The 19,456-nt window shown below is 69.7% G+C and carries 21 protein-coding genes; 8 read left to right on the top strand and 13 right to left on the bottom strand.

Annotation, left to right across the window (positions count from 1 at the left end; all coding sequences use genetic code 11):
* Nucleotide 1: 1 nt before the first annotated feature.
* From ACP7BP_RS17695 to ACP7BP_RS17680, 4 genes are read right to left on the bottom strand one after another with little or no spacing between them, the layout of a single operon-like run.
* Nucleotides 2-817 carry an ABC transporter permease gene (locus ACP7BP_RS17695; protein ID WP_426246489.1) on the bottom strand — a complete coding sequence of 272 codons (816 nt, stop codon included), beginning with the start codon at nt 815-817 and terminating at the stop codon, nt 2-4.
* On the bottom strand, nt 814-1,599 hold the full coding sequence (locus ACP7BP_RS17690) for an ABC transporter permease (protein WP_426246487.1): 786 nt from the start codon (nt 1,597-1,599) through the stop codon (nt 814-816). The genes ACP7BP_RS17695 and ACP7BP_RS17690 overlap by 4 nt, the downstream gene beginning before the upstream one ends.
* Nucleotides 1,592-2,425: an ABC transporter ATP-binding protein gene (locus ACP7BP_RS17685; RefSeq protein ID WP_426246485.1), complete on the bottom strand. Its 834-nt coding sequence runs from the start codon at nt 2,423-2,425 to the stop codon at nt 1,592-1,594. The genes ACP7BP_RS17690 and ACP7BP_RS17685 overlap by 8 nt, the downstream gene beginning before the upstream one ends.
* Nucleotides 2,422-3,105: an isochorismatase family protein gene (locus tag ACP7BP_RS17680; protein WP_426246483.1), complete on the bottom strand. Its 684-nt coding sequence runs from the start codon at nt 3,103-3,105 to the stop codon at nt 2,422-2,424. Before ACP7BP_RS17680 ends, ACP7BP_RS17685 begins: the two co-directional genes overlap by 4 nt.
* Before the next feature lie 290 nt (nt 3,106-3,395).
* On the opposite strand from ACP7BP_RS17680, the gene ACP7BP_RS17675 reads away from it, so the two are divergent.
* From ACP7BP_RS17675 to ACP7BP_RS17665, 3 genes are read left to right on the top strand one after another with little or no spacing between them, the layout of a single operon-like run.
* Nucleotides 3,396-4,844, top strand: a complete 1,449-nt coding sequence (locus ACP7BP_RS17675) for a UbiD family decarboxylase (RefSeq protein ID WP_426246482.1) — start codon at nt 3,396-3,398, stop codon at nt 4,842-4,844.
* On the top strand, nt 4,841-5,542 hold the full coding sequence (locus ACP7BP_RS17670; RefSeq protein WP_426246480.1) for a UbiX family flavin prenyltransferase: 702 nt from the start codon (nt 4,841-4,843) through the stop codon (nt 5,540-5,542). The genes ACP7BP_RS17675 and ACP7BP_RS17670 overlap by 4 nt, the downstream gene beginning before the upstream one ends.
* Before the next feature lie 46 nt (nt 5,543-5,588).
* Nucleotides 5,589-6,368, top strand: coding sequence for an IclR family transcriptional regulator (locus ACP7BP_RS17665; RefSeq protein WP_426246479.1), 780 nt, complete (start codon nt 5,589-5,591; stop codon nt 6,366-6,368).
* A gap of 77 nt (nt 6,369-6,445) precedes the next feature.
* Here ACP7BP_RS17665 and ACP7BP_RS17660 read toward each other — a convergent pair whose 3' ends face one another.
* Genes ACP7BP_RS17660 through ACP7BP_RS17630 form a run of 7 tightly spaced genes read right to left on the bottom strand, consistent with a single transcriptional unit; the run spans nt 6,446 to nt 13,325 of the window.
* Nucleotides 6,446-7,399, bottom strand: a complete 954-nt coding sequence (locus tag ACP7BP_RS17660) for an ABC transporter substrate-binding protein (protein ID WP_426246477.1) — start codon at nt 7,397-7,399, stop codon at nt 6,446-6,448.
* 8 nt (nt 7,400-7,407) lie between these two features.
* A complete protein-coding gene (locus tag ACP7BP_RS17655) occupies nt 7,408-8,127 on the bottom strand; it encodes an isochorismatase family protein (RefSeq protein WP_426246476.1) in 720 nt (239 codons plus the stop codon).
* Between the two features lie 10 nt (nt 8,128-8,137).
* On the bottom strand, nt 8,138-8,932 hold the full coding sequence (locus tag ACP7BP_RS17650; RefSeq protein WP_426246475.1) for an alpha/beta fold hydrolase: 795 nt from the start codon (nt 8,930-8,932) through the stop codon (nt 8,138-8,140).
* A complete protein-coding gene (locus tag ACP7BP_RS17645; protein WP_426246474.1) occupies nt 8,929-9,387 on the bottom strand; it encodes a (2Fe-2S)-binding protein in 459 nt (152 codons plus the stop codon). The genes ACP7BP_RS17650 and ACP7BP_RS17645 overlap by 4 nt, the downstream gene beginning before the upstream one ends.
* Nucleotides 9,384-11,768, bottom strand: coding sequence for a xanthine dehydrogenase family protein molybdopterin-binding subunit (locus ACP7BP_RS17640; RefSeq protein ID WP_426246473.1), 2,385 nt, complete (start codon nt 11,766-11,768; stop codon nt 9,384-9,386). The genes ACP7BP_RS17645 and ACP7BP_RS17640 overlap by 4 nt, the downstream gene beginning before the upstream one ends.
* Nucleotides 11,761-12,612: an FAD binding domain-containing protein gene (locus tag ACP7BP_RS17635; protein ID WP_426246471.1), complete on the bottom strand. Its 852-nt coding sequence runs from the start codon at nt 12,610-12,612 to the stop codon at nt 11,761-11,763. Before ACP7BP_RS17635 ends, ACP7BP_RS17640 begins: the two co-directional genes overlap by 8 nt.
* Nucleotides 12,612-13,325, bottom strand: coding sequence for a CoxG family protein (locus ACP7BP_RS17630; RefSeq protein ID WP_426246469.1), 714 nt, complete (start codon nt 13,323-13,325; stop codon nt 12,612-12,614). Before ACP7BP_RS17630 ends, ACP7BP_RS17635 begins: the two co-directional genes overlap by 1 nt.
* A gap of 299 nt (nt 13,326-13,624) precedes the next feature.
* Between ACP7BP_RS17630 and thrS the strand changes: the two genes are divergently transcribed.
* The 4 genes from thrS to ACP7BP_RS17610 all read left to right on the top strand — a co-directional run bounded on the left by thrS (nt 13,625) and on the right by ACP7BP_RS17610 (nt 17,301).
* Nucleotides 13,625-15,631, top strand: a complete 2,007-nt coding sequence (gene thrS, locus ACP7BP_RS17625) for a threonine--tRNA ligase (RefSeq protein ID WP_426246467.1) — start codon at nt 13,625-13,627, stop codon at nt 15,629-15,631.
* 165 nt (nt 15,632-15,796) lie between these two features.
* Complete coding sequence (locus tag ACP7BP_RS17620) at nt 15,797-16,309, top strand: hypothetical protein (RefSeq protein ID WP_426246466.1); 513 nt, start codon at nt 15,797-15,799, stop codon at nt 16,307-16,309.
* Nucleotides 16,302-16,691, top strand: a complete 390-nt coding sequence (locus ACP7BP_RS17615; RefSeq protein WP_426246464.1) for a hypothetical protein — start codon at nt 16,302-16,304, stop codon at nt 16,689-16,691. Before ACP7BP_RS17620 ends, ACP7BP_RS17615 begins: the two co-directional genes overlap by 8 nt.
* Nucleotides 16,692-16,764: 73 nt before the next feature.
* The gene (locus ACP7BP_RS17610) at nt 16,765-17,301 is read left to right on the top strand and encodes an HIT family protein (protein WP_426246463.1); all 537 of its coding nucleotides are present in this window, start codon (nt 16,765-16,767) and stop codon (nt 17,299-17,301) included.
* Between the two features lie 15 nt (nt 17,302-17,316).
* Here the strand turns inward: ACP7BP_RS17610 and ACP7BP_RS17605 are convergent, their stop codons facing one another.
* Nucleotides 17,317-18,459, bottom strand: a complete 1,143-nt coding sequence (locus ACP7BP_RS17605; RefSeq protein ID WP_426246462.1) for a N(5)-(carboxyethyl)ornithine synthase — start codon at nt 18,457-18,459, stop codon at nt 17,317-17,319.
* Nucleotides 18,456-18,590 (bottom strand): hypothetical protein, encoded by a 135-nt coding sequence (locus ACP7BP_RS17600; protein ID WP_426246460.1) that lies wholly within the window; start codon nt 18,588-18,590, stop codon nt 18,456-18,458. Before ACP7BP_RS17600 ends, ACP7BP_RS17605 begins: the two co-directional genes overlap by 4 nt.
* A 106-nt stretch (nt 18,591-18,696) precedes the next feature.
* On the opposite strand from ACP7BP_RS17600, the gene ACP7BP_RS17595 reads away from it, so the two are divergent.
* Nucleotides 18,697-19,449, top strand: coding sequence for an inositol monophosphatase family protein (locus ACP7BP_RS17595; protein WP_426246458.1), 753 nt, complete (start codon nt 18,697-18,699; stop codon nt 19,447-19,449).
* Nucleotides 19,450-19,456 lie beyond the last annotated feature (7 nt).

Below are 19,456 nucleotides of genomic sequence, written 5' to 3'. Positions count from 1 at the left end.
CTCAGTTGCCCATGCGGCGGGAGACGGCGAAGTCGAGCTTCGTCACGACCCAGTTGACCAGGAAGCCCAGCAGCCCGGCGATCAGCAGCAGGCCGTAGACCTGTGCGGAGGCGTAGTTGGACTGCGCCGCGCCGAGCAGCGCGCCGAGGCCGTCGATCCGAGTCACGATCTCGACCAGGATGGTGATGATCAGCGCCAGCGGGGCGGCCACCCGGACACCCAGCAGAACCGGGCGCAGCATCGAGGGCACGGTGACCTTGAACAGCCCCTCGAGCCGGGTCAGGCCCAGGGTGCGGGGCACGTCGAGCAGCACCGGGTTGATCGAGCGCCGCGCCGTCCGGCAGGCCAGCAGGATGGGCCAGAGCGCGGGGATCACGACGACGACGAGCTTCATCTGCATCGTGTAGCCGAGGATCAGCGCCGCGATGGGCACCAGCGACGCGGCCGGCAGGATGCGCAGGAACTCCAGCGTCGGCCCGAGGGCTCGGTCGGCGAGCCGGCTCGAGCCGACCAGGGAGCCGACGACGGCGCCGATGAGGGTGGCGATGGCCAGTCCGAGGAGGAAGGTCAGCGTCGTCGCGCCCAGGGCAGGGAGCAGGAGGTCCTGGTCCATCAGCGGCTTCGTCGCGGAGTACCACTCGCTGGGCGGCGGGAAGTACGGCGACTCCTTGTCGCCGATCAGCTGCCAGACGACCAGGGCGAGCACGAGCGGGATGATGCCGCGCACCGGAGTGCCCGACCACATCTCCAGCTGGGTGGGCGCCGGCTTGACGGTCTTGTTCGGCTCGCGCGTGGCGGAGCTCCTGGTCAGGCTCATCCGACGTCACCCGCCGCGAGCATCTGGCCGCGGAGGCCGATCCGAGCCAGGAGCATCAGCGCGGTGTTGAGGACGATCCCGCACAGGCCGATGACGATGACGTAGGCGAACATCTGGTCCGGGTTCAAGGTCTGGCCCTTCTGGATGAGTGCGTAGCCGAGGCCGGCCGGGTTGCCCACCATCTCGGCGACGAGGGTGAGCACCAGCGAGATGGACAGGCCCAGGCGCAGGCCGACGACGATGTGCGAGGTGCTCGCCGGGAGCACGAGCTTCCAGAGGCGCTCGATGCGGCCGAACCCCATGACGTCGCCCACCTCCATCAACCGGCGGTCGACGTTGCGGACCCCGGCCTGGGTGTTGAGCAGGATCGGCCACAGCGCGGCGTAGAACGCCACCACGATCTCCATGGTCTGCGTGAAGCCGAGCAGCAGCACGGCCACCGGCACGAACGCGACGATCGGGAGGGCGCGGAGAGCCTCGAGGCTGGCCATGGAGTACTTCCACACGGGGTGGAAGAGGCCGAGCACGACACCGACGACGACACCGGCCACCGCCGCCAGCGCCCATCCGGTCAGGGACGCGGTGAGGGTGTGCTGGAGGTTCTCCGCGAGCTCGCCGGTCTCGGCGATCTCCCGGAGCCCGGAGGCCACCTCTGTGGGCTTGGGCAGGTAGTCGAAGTCGAGCAGGCCCGACACGACGGCCAGCTGCCACAGCACGATGAGCACCGCGCCGGTGAGCAGGCCGAGGAAGTTGATCCTCTTCAAGAAGCCGAGGTTACGCATGGCCGACACCGTGCCCGAGTGCCTCGTAGATCTGGTGGCGCAGCTGGAGGTAGTCGGGCTGCTCCTTCGTCGTGACCTGGTGGCGCGGCCGGGCCAGCTGCACGTCGAGCTCGACGCCCACGTTCGCAGGACGTCCCTTGAGTACGACGACGCGGTCGCTGAGGTAGACCGCCTCCTCGACGTCGTGGGTGACGAACACGATGGTGGTGCCGGTGAGCTCCTGGACCTGCTGGAGCTGGTCCTGCAGGCTCGCCTTCGTCATCGCGTCGAGAGCACCGAAGGGCTCGTCCATGAGCAGGACGGAGGGTCGCATCGCCAGCGCGCGAGCGATCTGCACACGCTGCTGCATGCCGCCGGACAGTCGCCAGGGGTACTCGTCGGCGCTCGCCTCGAGACCCACGATCGACAGGGCCTCCTGGATGCGCTCGGCGCACTCCGACTTCGACAGGTTGCGCTCGATCCCGAGCGCGACGTTCTTCCGCACCGTGCGCCAAGGCAGGAGCGAGTGGGCGTAGTTCTGGAACACGGTGACGACACCGTCCGGCGGACCCGTGATGGTCTTGCCGCCGGACTCGGCCGCACCGGACGAGGCCTGCTGGAGGCCGCCGAGCACCCGCAGCAGGGTCGTCTTCCCGGACCCGGAGGTGCCGAGGATGGAGAGGAACTCGCCCTGGCGGACCTGCAGGTCGACGTGCTGGAGGATCACGGCGGCGCCACTCGCGCCTACCAGCGTCACCTCCAGGTCGCGGCAGTCGAAGCTGGGCGGGCCCACGTCGCGGCCGGCGTCCTGGTCGATGGTCATGGAGTGTCCCTTTTCCTCGTTCATGATGGTGTTCCTACGTTGTCCAGCCGCTCGATGATGGCAGCCGCCTCGATCACACTGCCGTACTTCATCTGGATGTCGAACAGGTTGGCGGCGTGGGCGAACGCTGACCGGTCGAAGCAGGCGTCCTCTACCGCGATGGTGGGGAAGCCGTACGAGCAGGCGTCGACCACCGTCGCCCGGATGCAGCCGGAGGTGGTGGTGCCCACGACGATGATCGAGTCGACCCGCTGCTGGTGCAGGAAGGTCAGGAGCGGCGTACCGAAGAAGGCGCTCGCCTTCGTCTTCTCGAGGACGAACTCGTCCTCGGCCGGCTTGATCTCGTCGGGGAATCCGGCCGAGTGGGTACGACGCGCGGTGACCGGGTCGCCGCTGAGCTTGATGGCGCCGCCCACGACCGCGGCGGCCTCGGGCGAGCCCTTGGTGAGGACCCGCGGGATGCCCGCCCTGCGAGCCGCCTCGAGGACCTCGACGATGCGGGGGAGCCGTGCCCACCCGACCTCGCCACAGCCGGTGGCGTAGTCGACGCCCTCGGTGTCGCCCGGGCGACGGCCGAGGAAGGACTCCGTGACGTCGACGACCAGGAGGCAGGGGCGTCGCCCGAGGGCGACGTCTCCGCCGAAGCCTCGCTCGGCGAGCATGCTCAGCTCGTCGGCGGGCACCACGCTGTCCCAGACAGGCATCGTGATCAGGCACTCCTCGTGGTGGATGTGGTCGTCTCGCGACCAGCACCCCGGTTGGGTGAGGCGCTTCGGAGATCCCCGAAGATTGACCTCTAGAGAGAACAACCGATCTCGTGGGGAAGAGCCTACGAGTGGTGTCCGCTGGGGTCAAGGCGCCCCTCAGGTTCTTACTGCCCCTGTTCACGCGCCTGAATGCGCCACGATCGGGCGGCTGAATGTCTTCTCACAAGGTCAACAAGTGCAATATGGTGGTCATTCTCCCCGATCTTGACATGTGAGGAACGTGACCGATGACCGACCGTGAGCCCATCTTGAGTCTCCGCTCCTGGATCGACGATGTCGATGCCACCGGCGAGCTGACCCGCGTCGACGGGGCGCACTGGGACCAGGAGCTCGGGGCGATCGCCGAGCTGAGCTACCGCGCACTGGTCCAGAAGGCGCTGCTCTTCGACAACATCACCGACTACCGGCCCGGTCTCCGGGTGCTCACGGGGAGCACGGGCTCCGCTCAGCGCCTCGGGCGGACGCTGCGCCTGGGCGAAGGGCTCGACGACGCCGAGGTCGTGGCCCGCCTGCGGGGCAAGCCCTCGGTGTGGGCGGCCGCCGCGGCGGACCTACCGGCCGTCGTCGTCGACGACGCGCCGCTGCTGCAGAACGTCGTGGAGGGCGACGACATCAACCTCCTGGACTTCCCGGTGCCGATGTGGCACGAGGACGACGGCGGACGGTTCATCGGGACCGGGTGCTTCGTCGTCACCAGCGACCCCGAGACCGGCCAGGTCAACGGCGGCTGCTACCGCATGCAGGTGCAGGACGACGGGCGGTCGGTCACGATCAGCGCGGTGCCCGGCAAGCACGGCGCCCAGAACATCGCCAAGTGGTTCGAGCTGCACGGCAAGGCGCCGGTGACGGTGTCGTTCGGTCACGACCCGGTCCTGCTCGTCACGGGCGGCACCGAGGTGCCCGGCGGCATCTCCGAGCTCGACTACGCGGGCGCGATCGTGGGCGAGCGGGTCCCCGTGGTCCTCGGGACGGACACCGAGCTGCCCATCCCGGCCGGCAGCGAGTTCGCCATCGAGGGGTGGCTGACCCCCGACAACCTGCGGGACGAGGGGCCCTTCGGCGAGTGGACCGGCTACTACTCCGGCAGCCAGCGGCCCATCCTCAACATGGAGATCACCAAGCTCTACCACCGTGACGACCCGATCATCCTCGGGGCGCCTCCCGGGAAGCCGCCGCACGACTACTCTTACATGCGCACCATCATGAAGTCGGCCATGATCGAGGACGACCTCATCGCCGCGGGGGTGAACGGCGTGCAGAAGGCCTGGGCGCACGAGTCCGGCGGTGGCCGGCTGCTGGTCGCCGTCGCCATCACCCAGAAGTACGCCGGCCACGCGCGCCAGGTCGCCCATCTCACCGCCCAGCTGCCCACCGCGGCGTACATGAACCGCTACGTCGTCGTCGTCGACGACGACATCGACGTCTCCTCGCTCGACGAGGTGGTGTGGGCGATGTGCACGCGCTCCGACCCGGCCCAGGACATCGACATCCTGCGCCGTACCTGGGGCAGCAAGCTCGACCCGCTGGTCCCGGACGGGGAGACGCCCCACAACAGCAGGGCGATCATCGACGCCTGCATCCCCTACGAGCGCCGGTCGACCTTCCCGAAGGTCTCCCAGGGCGACCCGGCCTACCTCGCCAAGGTCGCTCGCGACTGGTCCCACGTGCTGACATGAGGACCCCCGCCACCGGCCCCGGCCGGATCCCGTGGGTCGTCGGAGTGACCGGCGCCAGCGGGGTCGCCTATGCGACCAGCGTGCTGCGCGGCCTCATCGACGCCGGCGAGAGCGTGGACCTCATCGTGAGCAAGGCGGGCCGGCTCACGATGCTCGACGAGCTCGGGTACGCCGTCCGCGACCGGTCGTGGCGTGAGGACGTGAGTGCGTGGCTCGGGCGTGACGTGAAGGACATGGCCTACTGGTCGGCGACCGACTTCTCGGCCGGCCCGTCCAGCGGCTCCTACCGGTCTCGCGGGATGATCGTGGTCCCGGCCACGACCGCCGTGATCGCCGGCATCGCCACGGGGATGAGCAAGGACCTCATCCAGCGCGCCGGAGACGTGGCCCTCAAGGAGCGGCGCACGCTGGTGCTGGTGGTCCGTGAGTCGCCGCTGCGCGCGGCCGCCCTCGACCACATGTCCGCCCTCGCTCACGAGGGGGCGGTCGTGATGCCCGCGAGCCCGGCGTTCTACGCGGGCGGGCAGAGCTTGCAGGACATGGTGGACTTCGTCGCAGGACGCGTGCTGGACCAGTGCGGCGTCGAGCACGAGCTCTATCGGCGGTGGCAGGGCGACCTGGGCGAGGCCTCGGCGCTGGCCGCCGACGACGGCGCGCCGGGCGAGGAGTCGGTTGACCCCGATCTCGACCCGCGTTGAGACACAATCGCTGCAGTCGCAGCCTGGAGGAGAGAGCAGGAACTTCGTGGCGAACATTGTCCCGGCCGTAGCGTCGTCAGTCCGCATCATCGAGCGTCTGTCGGCGGAGTGGCCCGACCCCGTGTCACCTCGTGTCCTCGTCGACGAGCTCGACCTCAACCGCAGCACCTGCTACAACATCCTGGCCACCCTGCAGTCCGCCGGCTGGGTGCGCTCGCTGGGCGCCCGGGCCGGCTGGACCCTCGGCCCCAAGCTGCTCACGCTGACCGGCGTCACCGACGACATGGCGCTCGGGATCGTCCGCGAGGAGATCGAGCGGCTGACCCGCCGTCTCGGGTTCGTGGTGTTCGTGGCCGAGCCCGACGGGTCGGGTGGGTACGTCGTCGTCGCGCGCGCCGAGCAGCGCCGCGGGGTGCGGGTCACCGTCGGGGTGGGGGAGTACTTCCAGTTCTCGGCACCCGCACTGATGTACGCCTTCCACGCCTGGCAGGAGCCCGGCGTGTTCGAGCAGGCGGAGAAGCGCATCGGCATCAAGGCGTTCACGCCGCACACGATCACCGACCACGACGCGGTCCTGGCCGAGATGAAGCAGACCCGGGAGCGCGGCTACAGCTTGAGCCTCCAGCAGTACGACCTCGCCCAGAGTGGGGTCGCCGCCCCGGTGTTCGACCACCACGGCAAGGTCAGCCGGGTGCTGTGCACGCTGGCGTTCTCCTCCGAGCTGACCCAGGACAACATGGAGGCCACCGGCGAGCTCCTCGCCGAGTGCGGCATGCGGATCACCGAGCGGATCGGCGGCCGGGTCCCGGACTCCGTCACTGCTTGATAAACGCCGTCGCGCCCCCACCCGAGAGGGGTGGGGGCGCGACGCGCATTTGTGGCCGGCTCCGACCGAACCCCGGGTCAGGGAGTGGCGGTCAGCTGACTGGTGTCGACCTGGCCCTGGAAGTCGGCGACGTCCTGCATGACCTTCAGCCAGCGGTCGATGTCGTCGGGCCGCACGCTCGCGTCGTAGTCGGGCAGCGGGAAGGTCTTCACGACCTCGGCGGGCAGTCCGGAGTACTTCTGCAGGATCTCGCGCGCCTCGGCGTCGTTCTCCTCGATGAACTTCTCGGCCTCCTCGAGCGAGTCCTGGAACGCCGTTACCTTGTCCGGGTTCTCGTCGACCCAGTCGTTGCTGGCCGCCCACCAGATCACGCTGACCTCGTCGCCCAGGGAGGCGAACGGAGTGCCGAGGCTGGTCGCACCGGCCTGCTCGAGCTGCTGGCTGAACGGGGCGAGGGTCTCCACCGCGTCGACGCGTCCCGCCTGCAGTTGGTCGAGCTGGGTGGGACCGTCGACCTGCTGGATCTTGATCGACGCGGGGTCGACGCCGGCCTGCTGGAGCATGTTCAAGGTCGCGTAGTGGAGCGTGCCGACCTCGGTGAGCACGCCGATGGTCTTGCCCTCGAGGTCCTTGAGGTCCTTGTAGGGGGAGTCCTTCGCGACCATCAGGTAGCTGTTGGGGTTCTCGGTGGTGTCGAGCGTGGAGCCGGAGATCTCCGTGATGGGGATCCCTTGGGCCACCGCGGCGATGGCCTGGACGGGTGTCACGAAGACGACGTCGAAGCTCTTGTCGAGGGCCGGCGGCAGCGTGCCGACGTTCTCGACCTTCGTGTAGTCGGCGTCGATGCCGTGCTCCTTGAAGATGCCCTTCTCGATGGCGACCCAGGTGGTCAGGCAGCTGGCGTTGGAGTTGCTGGCGATGCGTAGCGTGTCGGCGTCGCCGCCGCCTCCACTGTCATCGGCTCCGCAGCCCGCGGCGGCCAGCAGGGCCAGCCCCGCACAGACGGTGGTCAGTAGACGTCGGACTCTCATGGTGCTCCTCAGGGGATGGGGCTCGGACTGTCGGAACCGGCCAGGGACCGTGACGGCCTGGTGGGGGAGGTGCGTTCGGTGAGCCCGCGCAGGTTCGCGAGGGCCTCCGCGAGAGGCAGTACGTCGCCGTACTTCGCGTCGATGTCGAACAGAGCCGCGAGGTGGGGGAGCCTCGCGCGGTCGCCTACGGCCTCCTCGACGACGATGGTGTGCAGTCCCGAGGAGCAGGCGTCAACGGCCGTCGCCCGGACGCAGCCGCTGGTGGTGCAGCCGGTGATCACGACGGTGTCCACGGCGAGCGCCTGCAGCTGCGACACCAGGTCGGTGCCGAAGAAGCAGGACGCGTACTTCTTGACGACCACCGTCTCGCCCGGACGACGGTCGAGACGGGGGTCGAGCTCGATCCACTCGCTGTCCTCCACGAGCCACTTGTTCGAGGTGATCTTGCGGACCCACAGGCCGGCGTCTCGCAGTGACGGGTCGTAGACGATGGTGCTGAAGATGACCGGGATGTCCCGTTCGCGGGCCAGCGCCAGCAGCTGGTTGGTCGCGTGCACCTGGGCGTCCAGATCGCTCCCGAAGGGCGACGTCGCACTCGTGAAGCCCTTGATCAGGTCGACGACGACGATCGCCGGACGAGCACCGAACCCCATCCGGCCGCCGAGACCGGTGGCGGCGTACTGCTCGCGGAGCTCGTCGTAGCCCTGGATGAACGGATCGACTGACACGGTGCTCTCCCTAGGCGGAGGCGGTCTGGCTGCTGCCCTGGATGTGCTCGATGATGCTCGGCCACGTGGTGCGATTCTGCAGGAGGCTCAGGTGGCGGGTCTCGGGCAGCACTGTCAGCGTGGAGCTCGCGATGCCCGCGTGCAGGGCCTGCGCCATGGCCGGAGGAGTGGCGTAGTCCTCGTCGCCGACGAGGATCAGCGTGGGCGCCTGCACCTCGGCCAGCCTGCCGCTGTCGTCGTAGGCCCCCATGGCCAGTGACGCGGCGGCGTGCGCCCGCGAGTCGGTCGCCAGGAAGACCTGCGAGACGCGGTCCACCTCGGCGGGGTCGGACTCGAGGAACGACGGCGAGAACCAGCGGTCGTGCTGGAAGCCGAGCTGCTTCTCGCGCGGCGTGTTGGACGCGGTCTCCGCCCGGGCCGCCCAGGCGCTCTGCTTGTCGGGCCCGTAGTCGGCGGTGGTGTCCGCGAGCACGAGCCGGGAGACCAGCTCGGGTCGCCGTACGGCGAGGGCGATGGCGGTGCATCCGCCCATCGACATCCCCAGCACGGCAGCCGGGCCGCCGACCTCCTCGATGAGGGTCGCCGCATCGGCGGCCAGGTCCTCGATGGTGAACGGCTCGCCGTCCCAGGTCGACTGCCCGTGGCCGCGGGCGTCCGGGGCGAGCACCCGGAAGTGCGGGGACAGCTCGTCGATCAGCGGCCGCCAGACCTCGCCGGCCTGCGCCAGCGGGTGGAGCAGGACGACGACGGGGCCGCTGCCCTCGTCGATGGCGGACAGCGTGCCCCAGGAGGTCTCGATCCTCATGCCCGGCTCCGACTGGCCGCGAGGCGGACCGCCTTGATCAGCTCGGGGTAGGTGCCGCACCGGCAGATGTTGCCCTCGAGGTGCTCGGCGATCTCGGTGTCAGAGGGGTTCGGGTTCTCCGCGAGGAGCTCCTTGGTCATCATGACGAAGCCGGGGATGCAGTAGCCGCACTGCATCGCGTTGCTCTCGACGAACGCGGTCACCACGACGTCGTCGGTCGGCAGGCCGTCGGCCGTGGTCAGCTCGGCGTCGTCGTACCTGGCGGCGTTGGCCAGGCAGGACGAGACGCTCTTGCCGTCGGCGAGCACGGTGCAGGCACCGCAGGCGCCGACGCCACAGCCCTCGCGGGCGGAGGTGACGCCAACCCGCTGGCGCAGCGCGTCGAGCAGGAGCTCGTCGTCTGCCACCTGCACCGGGTGGGCGGTCCCGTTCACCTTCAGGTTGATCGACTTCACGGCGTAACTCCTGACTGGATCGCTGCCAGGACCGATTCCGGGGTCAGCGGGAGCGTGGTCATGCGGACACCGCAGGCATCGCGGAGCGCGTTGGCGTAGGCGGGCGCGATGCCGAGGATGCCGGTCTCCCCGACGCCCTTGGCGCCGAAGGGCCCGTCACGGTGAGGATCCTCGATGATGATCGGCGTCATCTTCTCCGGCATGTCCCTCATCGAGGGCAGCTGGTAGTCGAGCAGTGTGGCGTTGACCATCTGCCCGTGGTCGAAGACGAGCTGGTCGAAGAGCGCGTGCCCGATGCCCATGATGGCGGCACCCGTGAGCTGCTGCTCCACCAGGATCGGGTTGATGGCCTTGCCGACGTCCCCGGCGATCGCCAGGTGCTGCGTCTGGATCCGGCCGGTCATCGTGTCCACCCCGATCCGGACCGCGATCGCACCGGCGAACCAGTGCTCGGTGACCTTCTCCGAGAGCCCGGTCACCTTGTCGTAGGGGTGCCACCAGCTGGTGAAGTTCGCGGTCGAGGTCACCGTGGCCCCGCGAGCGCCGAACTTGCGGTGCACGACCTCCTGGACGGTCACGAGCGGTCGCCCGTCGCGGCACACCCCGGCGGCAGTGAGCTCGAGCCCGGCCGCATCCTCGCCGAGCTGCTCGGCGGCGATGGCGATCAGCCGGTCGCGCATCTCCTCGGCGACCAGCCGCACCGCGTTGCCGGTGTGGTAGGTCGAGCGGCTGCCGGCGGTGATGGTGTCGTACGGCGTGGCGTCGGTGTCCGTCTGGACGACGTGGATGCGGGTCGAGTCGAGGTGCAGCACCTCGCCGGCGATCTGCGCCATCATCGTGTCGGAACCCTGCCCCATGTCGACCGTGCTGATCAGCAGCGTGGCCGAGGCGTCCTGGTTGAGGTTCAACGTCGCGTTGGCGACCGTGGGGGTCAGCACCGCCTTCATGCCGACGGCGATGCCCTTGCCGTAGCGGATCCGTCCATCGCTGGCGGGGGTCGGGTCGGACCAGCCGATCGCGTCCGCGACGGCGTCCAGGCAGCCGACGAAGTCGGCACTGTGCATGACGGTCCCCATGCTCGCCACGTCGCCCTCGCGCAGCAGGTGCCGGCGCCGGAACTCGTAGGGGTCCTCCGACAGCTTGTGCGCCAGCTCGTCGATGAGGGTCTCGTGCGACCAGGTGACCTGCGGGACACCGAAGCCGCGGAAGGGGCCGGCCGAGACCTTGTTGGTGTAGATGCAGCGCGAGCGCACGTCCACGTTCTCGATGCGGTACGGGCCCGCCACGACCATGCCCGACTTGGCGGCGATGCGGGGCCCGACGTCGGCGAACGCGCCGGTGTCGTAGCGCACGTCCGCCGTGGACGCGATCAGATTGCCGTCGGCGTCCGCGGAGAGCGAGCCGATCACCTCGGCACCGTGGCGGGTGGTCAACTGGAAGGCCTCCTCACGCGTGGTGGGGATGCGGACCCGGCACTGGAACTTCCAGGCCAGCGCCGCGGCCAGCGGCTCGAGCCGGTCGTACATCTTGGCGCCGAAGCCCCCACCCAGGACCCGGGTGCGCACGCGAACCCGGGAGAGCGGAAGGTCGAGCAGGTCGGCGGCCATCTGCCGGACGTAGGAGGGAGTCTGCGTCGTGGTGAAGATCTCGAGCCGTCCGCTGTCGACCCAGGCCGTGGTCACCGGCAGCTCGATCGTGACGTGGTGCGTCGGCGGGGCGACCACCGTGGCCTCCACGGTGGTGGCGGCGCGCTGGTGGGCCGCGGGGGCATCGCCGTTGATCTGGTGGTACTCGTAGTTGACGTTGGTGTCGCGGACGCCCGAGAGGTGCGCCAGGTCGGCGAAGACCGAGGACGGGCGCAGCTCGTCGTGCACGAACGTCTCGCCGCGCAGCGCTGTGTCGAGGTCGTAGACCGGCGTCAGCTCGTCGTACTCGACGGCGATGGTGTCGGCGGCCGCGTGGGCCGTGGCCAGGTCCCGGGCTAGCACGGCGGCCACGGGCTCACCGACGTAGCGCACCTTGTCGAACGCCAGCGAGGGCTGGTCGGCGAAGGCGGGACCGGTGAGGAAGCGGTCGCCGTACTCGGCGAACAGGTCCGCTCCGGTGACCACGGCGATGACGCCGTCCATCGCGGCGGCCGCCTCCGTGTCGACGGAGACGATCCGGGCGTGCGGCTGGGTGCTGCGGTGGATCGCGACGTGCGCGGTGCCTACGGCGACCGCCTCGTCGCCGGTGTAGCGGATGGTGCCTCGCACCCGGCCCACGGCGTCGAAGCGGCGGCGGCGCGTCCCGACACCGTTCGGCGCGTCGGCGGCGTCAGTGGGCTCGTCGGATGACGGCGCGGGCTTGGACTTCTTCGTCGCGGTGTCGACCTCAAGCATCCTGGAGCTCCTTCATCACTGCACGGACGGCTTCCTCGACGGCGACGCGGCCGAGGTGGGCCTTGTACGTCGCGCTGCCGCGGATGTCCTCGATGGGGTCGATCGCCGTGTTGGCGATGTCGATGGCTGCGTCGACGGCGTCCTGGTCCGTGGTGCCCGGGTCGATGTCGATCGCCAGGTAGCGGGTCGTGGGCGCGAGGGCGCCCAACCCGATCCGGACCTCGGTCGGCTCACCGCTCGCGTCGCCGGGGACGGCGAGCACGGCGGCGGAGGCGCAGGGCCAGTCGTTCTCGGCGAGGCTGCTGTACTTCACGAAGGCCCCGGCCGTCGACGGCTGCTTCGGGATCCGGATCCCGGTGATCATCTCGTCGTGCTGGACCTCGGTGACCTGGAAGTCGACGAAGAACTCGCGCGCCGAGACCTCACGCTGTCCGCGCACCGAGCTGAGCTGCACGGTGGCGTCCAGCACGACCAGGGCGGTCGGCGGGTCGAGCCGGTAGTCGCCGTGGGCGATGTTGCCGGCCACGCTCGCGGTGTTGCGCACCCGCGGGTTGGCGACCTCGGCGTACGTCGACGACGCGAGCGGCGCGACCGACCGGACGCGGGCGTCGGTCTCCATCTGGCGCAGGGTCACCAGCGGTCCGACCGCCACACCGTCGGAGTCGGCCGAGATCTCGCGCAGGCCGGGCACCCGGCTGATGTCGATGAAGTGCTCGGTGAAGAGGATGCCCTGCTTGAGCAGGATCTGGATGGCCGTGCCGCCGCCGTACACCATCGTGTCCTCGAGCTCGGCCAGCAGGCTGAGGGCCTCGTCGAGGGTCTCGGGAACGTGGAAGGTCGCCATCAGCGGCCGCGCTTCCGGCCACCGAGGATGACGCCGTAGGCGAAGGCGGCAGCCGCGACGGCGATGAGGAAGGGCAGGTCCTGGGTCCGGCTCGGGGCCGAGACGACCTCGACCACCGAGTTGCCGGCGCCGACGGGCTGACCAGCCTGGCCTGCCTGGGTCGCCTGGGCGGTGCCGGCGGAGGGCACGGCCGAGACGGCCTGCTGGAGCTTCTGGGCCTTCGAGGCCTTCGGCCCGCCGTGCGGGAGCGGCTTGCCCGCGCAGACCGCGGCCAAGTTCTCGGAGAACTGGCGCTCGACCTCGACGCTGCGGCGGCGGATCACGGACTCGCCGAGCCGGCCGAGCTTGCCCCACATGGCCAGCTCGAGCTCGTAGGTCACGCGGGACTCCTCGCCCACGGGGGCGATGGTCATCTTGGCGTCGACCTTGATGGTGCTGCCGAGGCGGCGGTCCTCGCCCTTGAGCACCGCGTTCACGATCGTGGGGCTGCTGCTGTCAGCAGGCTCCTCGACGGAGGTGATGACCGCGGAGAAGCCGGCCTTGAACTTGACGTGCGCGATCTCGTTGGTGAGCACACCGCGATAGGTCTTCTCATCCACCTGCTCCAGCTCTTCACAGCCGGGCAGGCAGTCGCGCATGGTGACGGGATCGAAGAAGAGGGCCACGACCTTGGCGGGCGGGGCGGGGAGGTCGAACTGCGAGGAGAGCTTCATGAACCAACCTGTCTGAATTGTCCTTGGGAGAAGACGTTAGATCCTTAGGACGGGACAGTCAAGACCGACACGACCCGATTCGGACGAGAACGTTCCGCCCTGCTGTGAGAAGGATCGGCAGGTGGGCTGCGGGCCGGCGTATTGTCCTCTCGACAGGACGGGCTCTCCTCAAGAAACTACATTGCCGGTCGGGCCCGGGCATCGGGCGAGGCGGCCCGGAAACCCATGCGAGCCAACCGGGGCCGCGCCGATACGATCAACCAGTCCGATCCACAAACCACCCATCAGGGAGCACTGCCGTGTCCGAGATCAAGGTCGTCCGCGTCCGCGCCGGTGAGCGTCAGGAGCGGACCACCACGACTCTGACTCTCGGGGAGGGCACGAAGGCGTGGGAGCTGTTCGCCGACGACGGCGAGGTCGTCGCCGCCCGGGTGGGCGGACAGCTCAAGGACCTGGCGTATGTGCTGGCGGACGGCGACGAGGTCGAGGGCGTGGCCATCGACAGCCCCGACGGGCGCGACATCCTGCGCCACTCCACCGCTCACGTGATGGCGCAGGCCGTGCAGCAGCTGTGGCCCGAGGCGCGACTGGGCATCGGTCCGCCGATCGAGAACGGCTTCTACTACGACTTCGACGTCGAGACCCCGTTCGTGCCCGAGGACCTCGCGAAGATCGAGACCGCGATGCGCAAGATCATCAAGGAGGGGCAGAAGTTCGACCGCCGGGTCACCACCGACGCCGACGCCCTCGACGAGCTCAAGGACGAGCCCTACAAGCTGGAGCTGATCGGGCTCAAGGGCGGCTCCAGCGGTGCGCAGGAGATCGCGGAGGGCGCCTCGGTCGAGGTCGGTGCCGGCGAGCTGACGATCTACGACAACGTACGCCGCAACGGCGACGTCGCCTGGAGCGACCTGTGCCGCGGCCCGCACCTGCCCACCACCAAGCGGATCCCGGCCTTCAAGCTGATGCGCTCAGCGGCGGCGTACTGGCGCGGCGACGAGAAGAACAAGCAGCTCCAACGCATCTACGGCACCGCCTGGGAGTCGAAGGAGGCACTCGAGGAGCACCTGCACCGCATCGAGGAGGCAGAGCGCCGCGACCACCGCAAGCTCGGCCGAGACCTGGACCTCTACTCGTTCCCCGACGAGATCGGCTCCGGCATGGTCGTCTTCCACCCGCGCGGAGGCGTGATCAAGCGGGTGATGGAGGACTACGTCCGGCAGCGGCACATCGAGGAGGGCTTCGAGTACGTCGGCACGCCGCACATCTCGAAGGAGGGGCTGTTCCACCTCTCCGGCCACCTGCCGTACTACGCCGACGGCATGTTCCCGCCCATGGAGTTCGAGGGATCGAACTACTACGTCAAGGCGATGAACTGCCCGATGCACAACCTGATCTACCGCTCGCGCGGGCGCTCCTACCGTGAGCTGCCGCTGCGACTCTTCGAGTTCGGCGGGGTCTACCGCTACGAGAAGTCCGGCGTCGTGCACGGCCTCACCCGTGTGCGCGGCATGACCCAGGACGACTCCCACTCCTACGTCACCAAGGAGCAGGCGCCCGACGAGATCAAGCACCTGCTCGACTTCTGCCTGGGCCTCTTCAAGGACTTCGGCCTCGACGACTTCTACCTCGAGCTCTCGACGCGCGACGACTCGAAGAAGGACAAGTTCGTGGGCTCCGACGAGGACTGGGCGGTCGCCACCCAGGTGCTCGCCGACGTCGCCACCGCGTCCGGCCTCGAGCTGGTCCCCGACCCGGGTGGCGCGGCGTACTACGGCCCGAAGATCTCGGTGCAGGCGCGCGACGCGATCGGCCGCACCTGGCAGATGTCGACGATCCAGTACGACTTCAACCAGCCCAAGGGCTTCGACCTGCAGTACCAGGCGGCCGACGGCACGCGCCAGCAGCCCGTGATGATCCACTCGGCCAAGTTCGGGTCGATCGAGCGCTTCATCGGCGTCCTCGTCGAGCACTACGCCGGCGCGTTCCCGCCCTGGCTCGCGCCCGTGCAGGTGCAGGCGATCCCGATCGCCGACGTGCACGCCGACTACCTCTTCGACATCGCACGGCGGATGAAGGCGCAGGGCCTGCGCGTCGAGGTCGACGACTCCGACGACCGGATGCAGAAGAAGATCCGCAACGCGCAGCTCCAGAAGGTGCCCTTCATGATGATCGCTGGCAACGACGACATCGAGGCGGGCGCCGTGTCGTTCCGCTACCGCGACGGTCGCCAGGACAACGGCGTCCCCGTCGAGGAGGCCATCGCCCGCGTCGCCGAGGCGGTCGCGGGGCGCGTCCAGGTCTAGTGCGGTACTCGGGTGTCACCGGGTGACACCCACCTACCGCGGTCATCCACAGGTCGGGTCCGGGACCCCGCAGCCGCAGGCTATGCAGGGGCAGGATGCCCGGTCATGGGGGATCTCGACGCTCTGCTCGAACGCTAGGCGGGCGTCGTTGCGCGCCACCAGCTCGTGGAGCTCGGCCTGCCGGCGTTCGCCGTACGCCGCCTGCTGCGGCGCCGGGACCTGGTCAAGGTCCAACAGGGCGTCTACGTCGACCACACGGGTCCGCTGACCTGGCTGCAGCGGGCGTGGGCCGGGGTGCTGGCGCTCTGGCCGTCGGCGTTGAGCCACGACTCGGCGCTGCGGGCAGGCGACGGACCGGGTCGACGCGGCGACGACGTTCTGCACATCGCGATCGATCGCGACCGTTCACCAGCAGCGCCCCCGGGTGTGCGCCTGCACCGATTGGCTCACCTCGACGAGCGAGTGCAGTGGCACCTGAGCCCACCCCGGGTGCGGATCGAGGAGGCGGTGCTGGACGTGGCGGCTTCCGCGCTCGACGAGATGGCTGCGATCGCCGCGGTGGCCGACGCGGTGCAGGCACGCCGCACGACGCCCGGCTCGTCTGCTCGACACGCTGGAGGGGCGTGCCCGGATCGCTCGCAGGCCGCTGCTGCTGAGTGTGCTGCACGACGTGAGTGAGGGCACCTGCTCGGCGTTGGAGCACGGGTACCTGCACTGGGTCGAGCGCGCTCACGGTCTCCCCAAGCCGGTGCGCCAGCTGCGCGTCGCCTCGCCGCAGCCAGTCCTCCGCGACGTCGGCTACGCGTCGTTCGGACTGGTCGTCGAGCTGGACGGCCGGCTGTTCCACGACAACGCTCGATCCCGCGATCGCGACCTGGGTCGCGATCTCGACGCGGCCCTCACGGGACGCACGACGGTGCGCCTCGGCTGGGGACAGGTGTTCGGCAAGCCATGCGAGACGGCGGAGAAGGTCGGGCGACTACTGCAGGCGGGTGGCTGGTCGGGCGTCACGACCCCGTGTCCCCGATGCGCTGTGCGGTCCTGCGGTGTCACCGGGTGACACCCAGCGACCGCACAGTCCGCTTTCCCGACCCTTGCCTGACGCGCCGCGAGCTCCTCCTAGAGTGACCGTCATGTCCGACGATGCCGCGCACCAGGACGGGGCGGGCGTGCCCGACGAGCTCGAGCGTCTGTGGACGCCGTACCGGATGGCCTACATCCGCGGCGAGAACAAGCCTCTCGACGACACGTCAGGGCAGTGTCCGTTCTGCAGGGTGCCGACGCTGGACGACGAAGCGGGGCTGGTGGTGCACCGGGGCGACCTGGCCTACGTCGTGCTCAACCTCTACCCGTACTCCCCGGGCCACCTGATGGTGTGCCCCTACCGTCACGTGGCCGACTACACCGACACCAGCGACGCCGAGGCGGCCGAGATCGCCACCTTGACCAAGCGGGCGATGGCGACGATCCGCGCGGTGTCGGGTGCGGCGGGGTTCAACGTCGGGATGAACCAGGGCGCCGTCGCCGGCGCCGGCATCTCGGCGCACCTGCACCAGCACGTCGTGCCACGCTGGCCGGGCGACCAGAACTTCATGCCGATCATCGGTCGCACGCGCACCCTGCCGGAGCTGCTGGGTGACAGCCGCGCCCTGCTCGCCGACGCCTGGTAGGCGCCGGCGCCGGCATCAGCCGATGGGGTAGGGGTGCTTCTCTGGGCGGCCCTGGAACGACAGGATGGCCGGGTTCATGATCTGGCCGTCCCGGATCTCGATGGCGCGGCAGACGGTCTCGTTCGCCGACCAGGCGTCGGGTCCGGACAGCACCGTCTCGATGAAGGGGAGCAGCGCCTCGCTGTTCTCCCACGTCGCGGAGTTCCAGAGGTACGACGGGCTGTGGTCGACCGCGTAGTAGTGCACCTGGTCGCCGACGGTGAACATCGGCTCGTCGAACGTCGTGGGCGTTGCCCACTCGAAGCCCATGGCCTCGTCACACGACACGTCCACGATGAGGCTGCCCTTGCGGAACGCGTCGAGGTCGGCCGTCTGCAGGTAGGTGAGAGGCGCGGCGGTGTCCTGGAGCGTGCAGTTGACGATGATGTCGTTCTCCGCCAGGTACGGCGCCAACGGCATGCGGCCACGCTCGGTGATGACGTGGCTCGCGCACGGCTCGTCGGGGTCGTGGTCGAACTGGCGGATCCGCACCGAGTGGATGGGGGAGCCGACCGCCGCGACACCGCGGGTCGTGAGTACGGCGACGTCGTGGACTCCGTGGGCCTTCAGTGCCGTCACGGCGCCGCGCGCAGTCGCGCCGAAGCCGATCACGACGGCGCTCAGCCGGCGGCCGTAGTCGCCGGTGATGCCCGCCAGCTCCATGGCCTGGAGCACCGAGCAGTAGCCCGCGAGCTCGTTGTTCTTGTGGAAGACGTGCAGCCCGACGTAGCCGTCGGCGGTCCAGTGGTTCATCGCCTCGAAGGCGATCAGCGTCAGCTCCCGGTCGATCGCGAGCTGGGTCATCTCGGTGTCCTGCACGCAGTGCGGCCAGCCCCATAGGACCTGGCCGGCGTGCATCGCGGCGACGTCCTCGTGCTGAGGCTTGGGCAGCACCACCACGTCGGAGGTCGCGATGATCTCGTCGCGCGAGGCGAACCCGGCCACCTGCCCCGCCAGGTCCGCGTCACTGCGGCCGAAGCGCTCGCCGTACCCGTGCTCGAGGGTGATGCGGGCCGCGATGTGCGGGTCGATGCGCCCCAGGTGCTCGGGGTGCAGCGGGAGCCGGTGCTCGTTCTCCTTCGAGGACGTGCCCACCACGCCCAGGCTGAGGAGACTCACTTCTTCTTGGTGCTGAGGCTCTCGACAGCGGTGTTGGCGCCGGAGGCCTTCGCGTGCTTGTCGGCACGCTTCTCCTTGATGGACTTGCCTGACTTCTTGGTCATGCCCTGCCGTGGCGACTTGTCGCTCATAGCGGCTCCCTGGTTGGAAGCCTGAATGGCTCCGTGCCGTCACAGTACGCCGCCCGGCAACCGGCCGGACACGGCGCGGTCGCCCCGTCCCGGTAGCGTGCCGGCCGTGGATGATGCGCAGCTGGCCGCCGATCTGGTCCGCGAGGCGGGTGCCCTGGCGCTGCGGATGCTCGCCGCCGGACTCGACACCGAGCGCAAGACGTCGGTCTCCGACGTCGTCACGGCCGCCGACCGGGCGGCGGAGCGGCTGGTGGTCGACCGGCTCCGAGTCGAGCGCCCGCACGACTCGATCGTGGGGGAGGAGGGCGCCGACCACGCCGGCACCAGCGGGCGGACCTGGGTCGTCGACCCCGTCGACGGCACGTACAACTTCGCCCACGGCCTCGACTGGTGGTGCTCGGCGATCGCGCTCTGCGACGGCGACGAGGTCGTGCTCGGCGCCGTGGCCCACCCCGCGGCCGGAATCGTGTACGTCGGCGGGCCGGGCCTCCCGACCACCCGCAACGGCGAGCCCATGGCCCCGATCCGCGACGTCGCGCTGGCGGAGACCTGCGCGGCGACCTACCTGCACCCGCCCATCGACGACGAGCGGGGAGCTGCCTTCGCCCGGGTCGTCGGCGGCCTGGCGACCCTGCGGATGCTCGGCTCCGGCACCCTCGACGCGATGGCGGTGGCGCAGGGGCACCTGGGGGTCACGTTCCAGCACTCCGTCGCCGACTGGGACCGGCTGCCCGGCGAGGCGATCATCCGTGCCCTCGGCGGCGAGGCCCGTCGCACGACCGCCGCCGGGGTCGAGTGGTACGTCGCCGGCGCGCCCACCGCGGTGGCCGAGGTCTGCGCGGCGCTCAAGTCCGGGTAGCGTGCGG

It is taken from the genome of Nocardioides sp. LHG3406-4, from assembly GCF_049897745.1.
In the GTDB taxonomy this organism is placed as follows: domain Bacteria; phylum Actinomycetota; class Actinomycetes; order Propionibacteriales; family Nocardioidaceae; genus Nocardioides.
The sequence above is the reverse complement of the archived record's forward strand: the minus strand, read 5'-3'. Positions and strand labels throughout refer to the sequence as shown.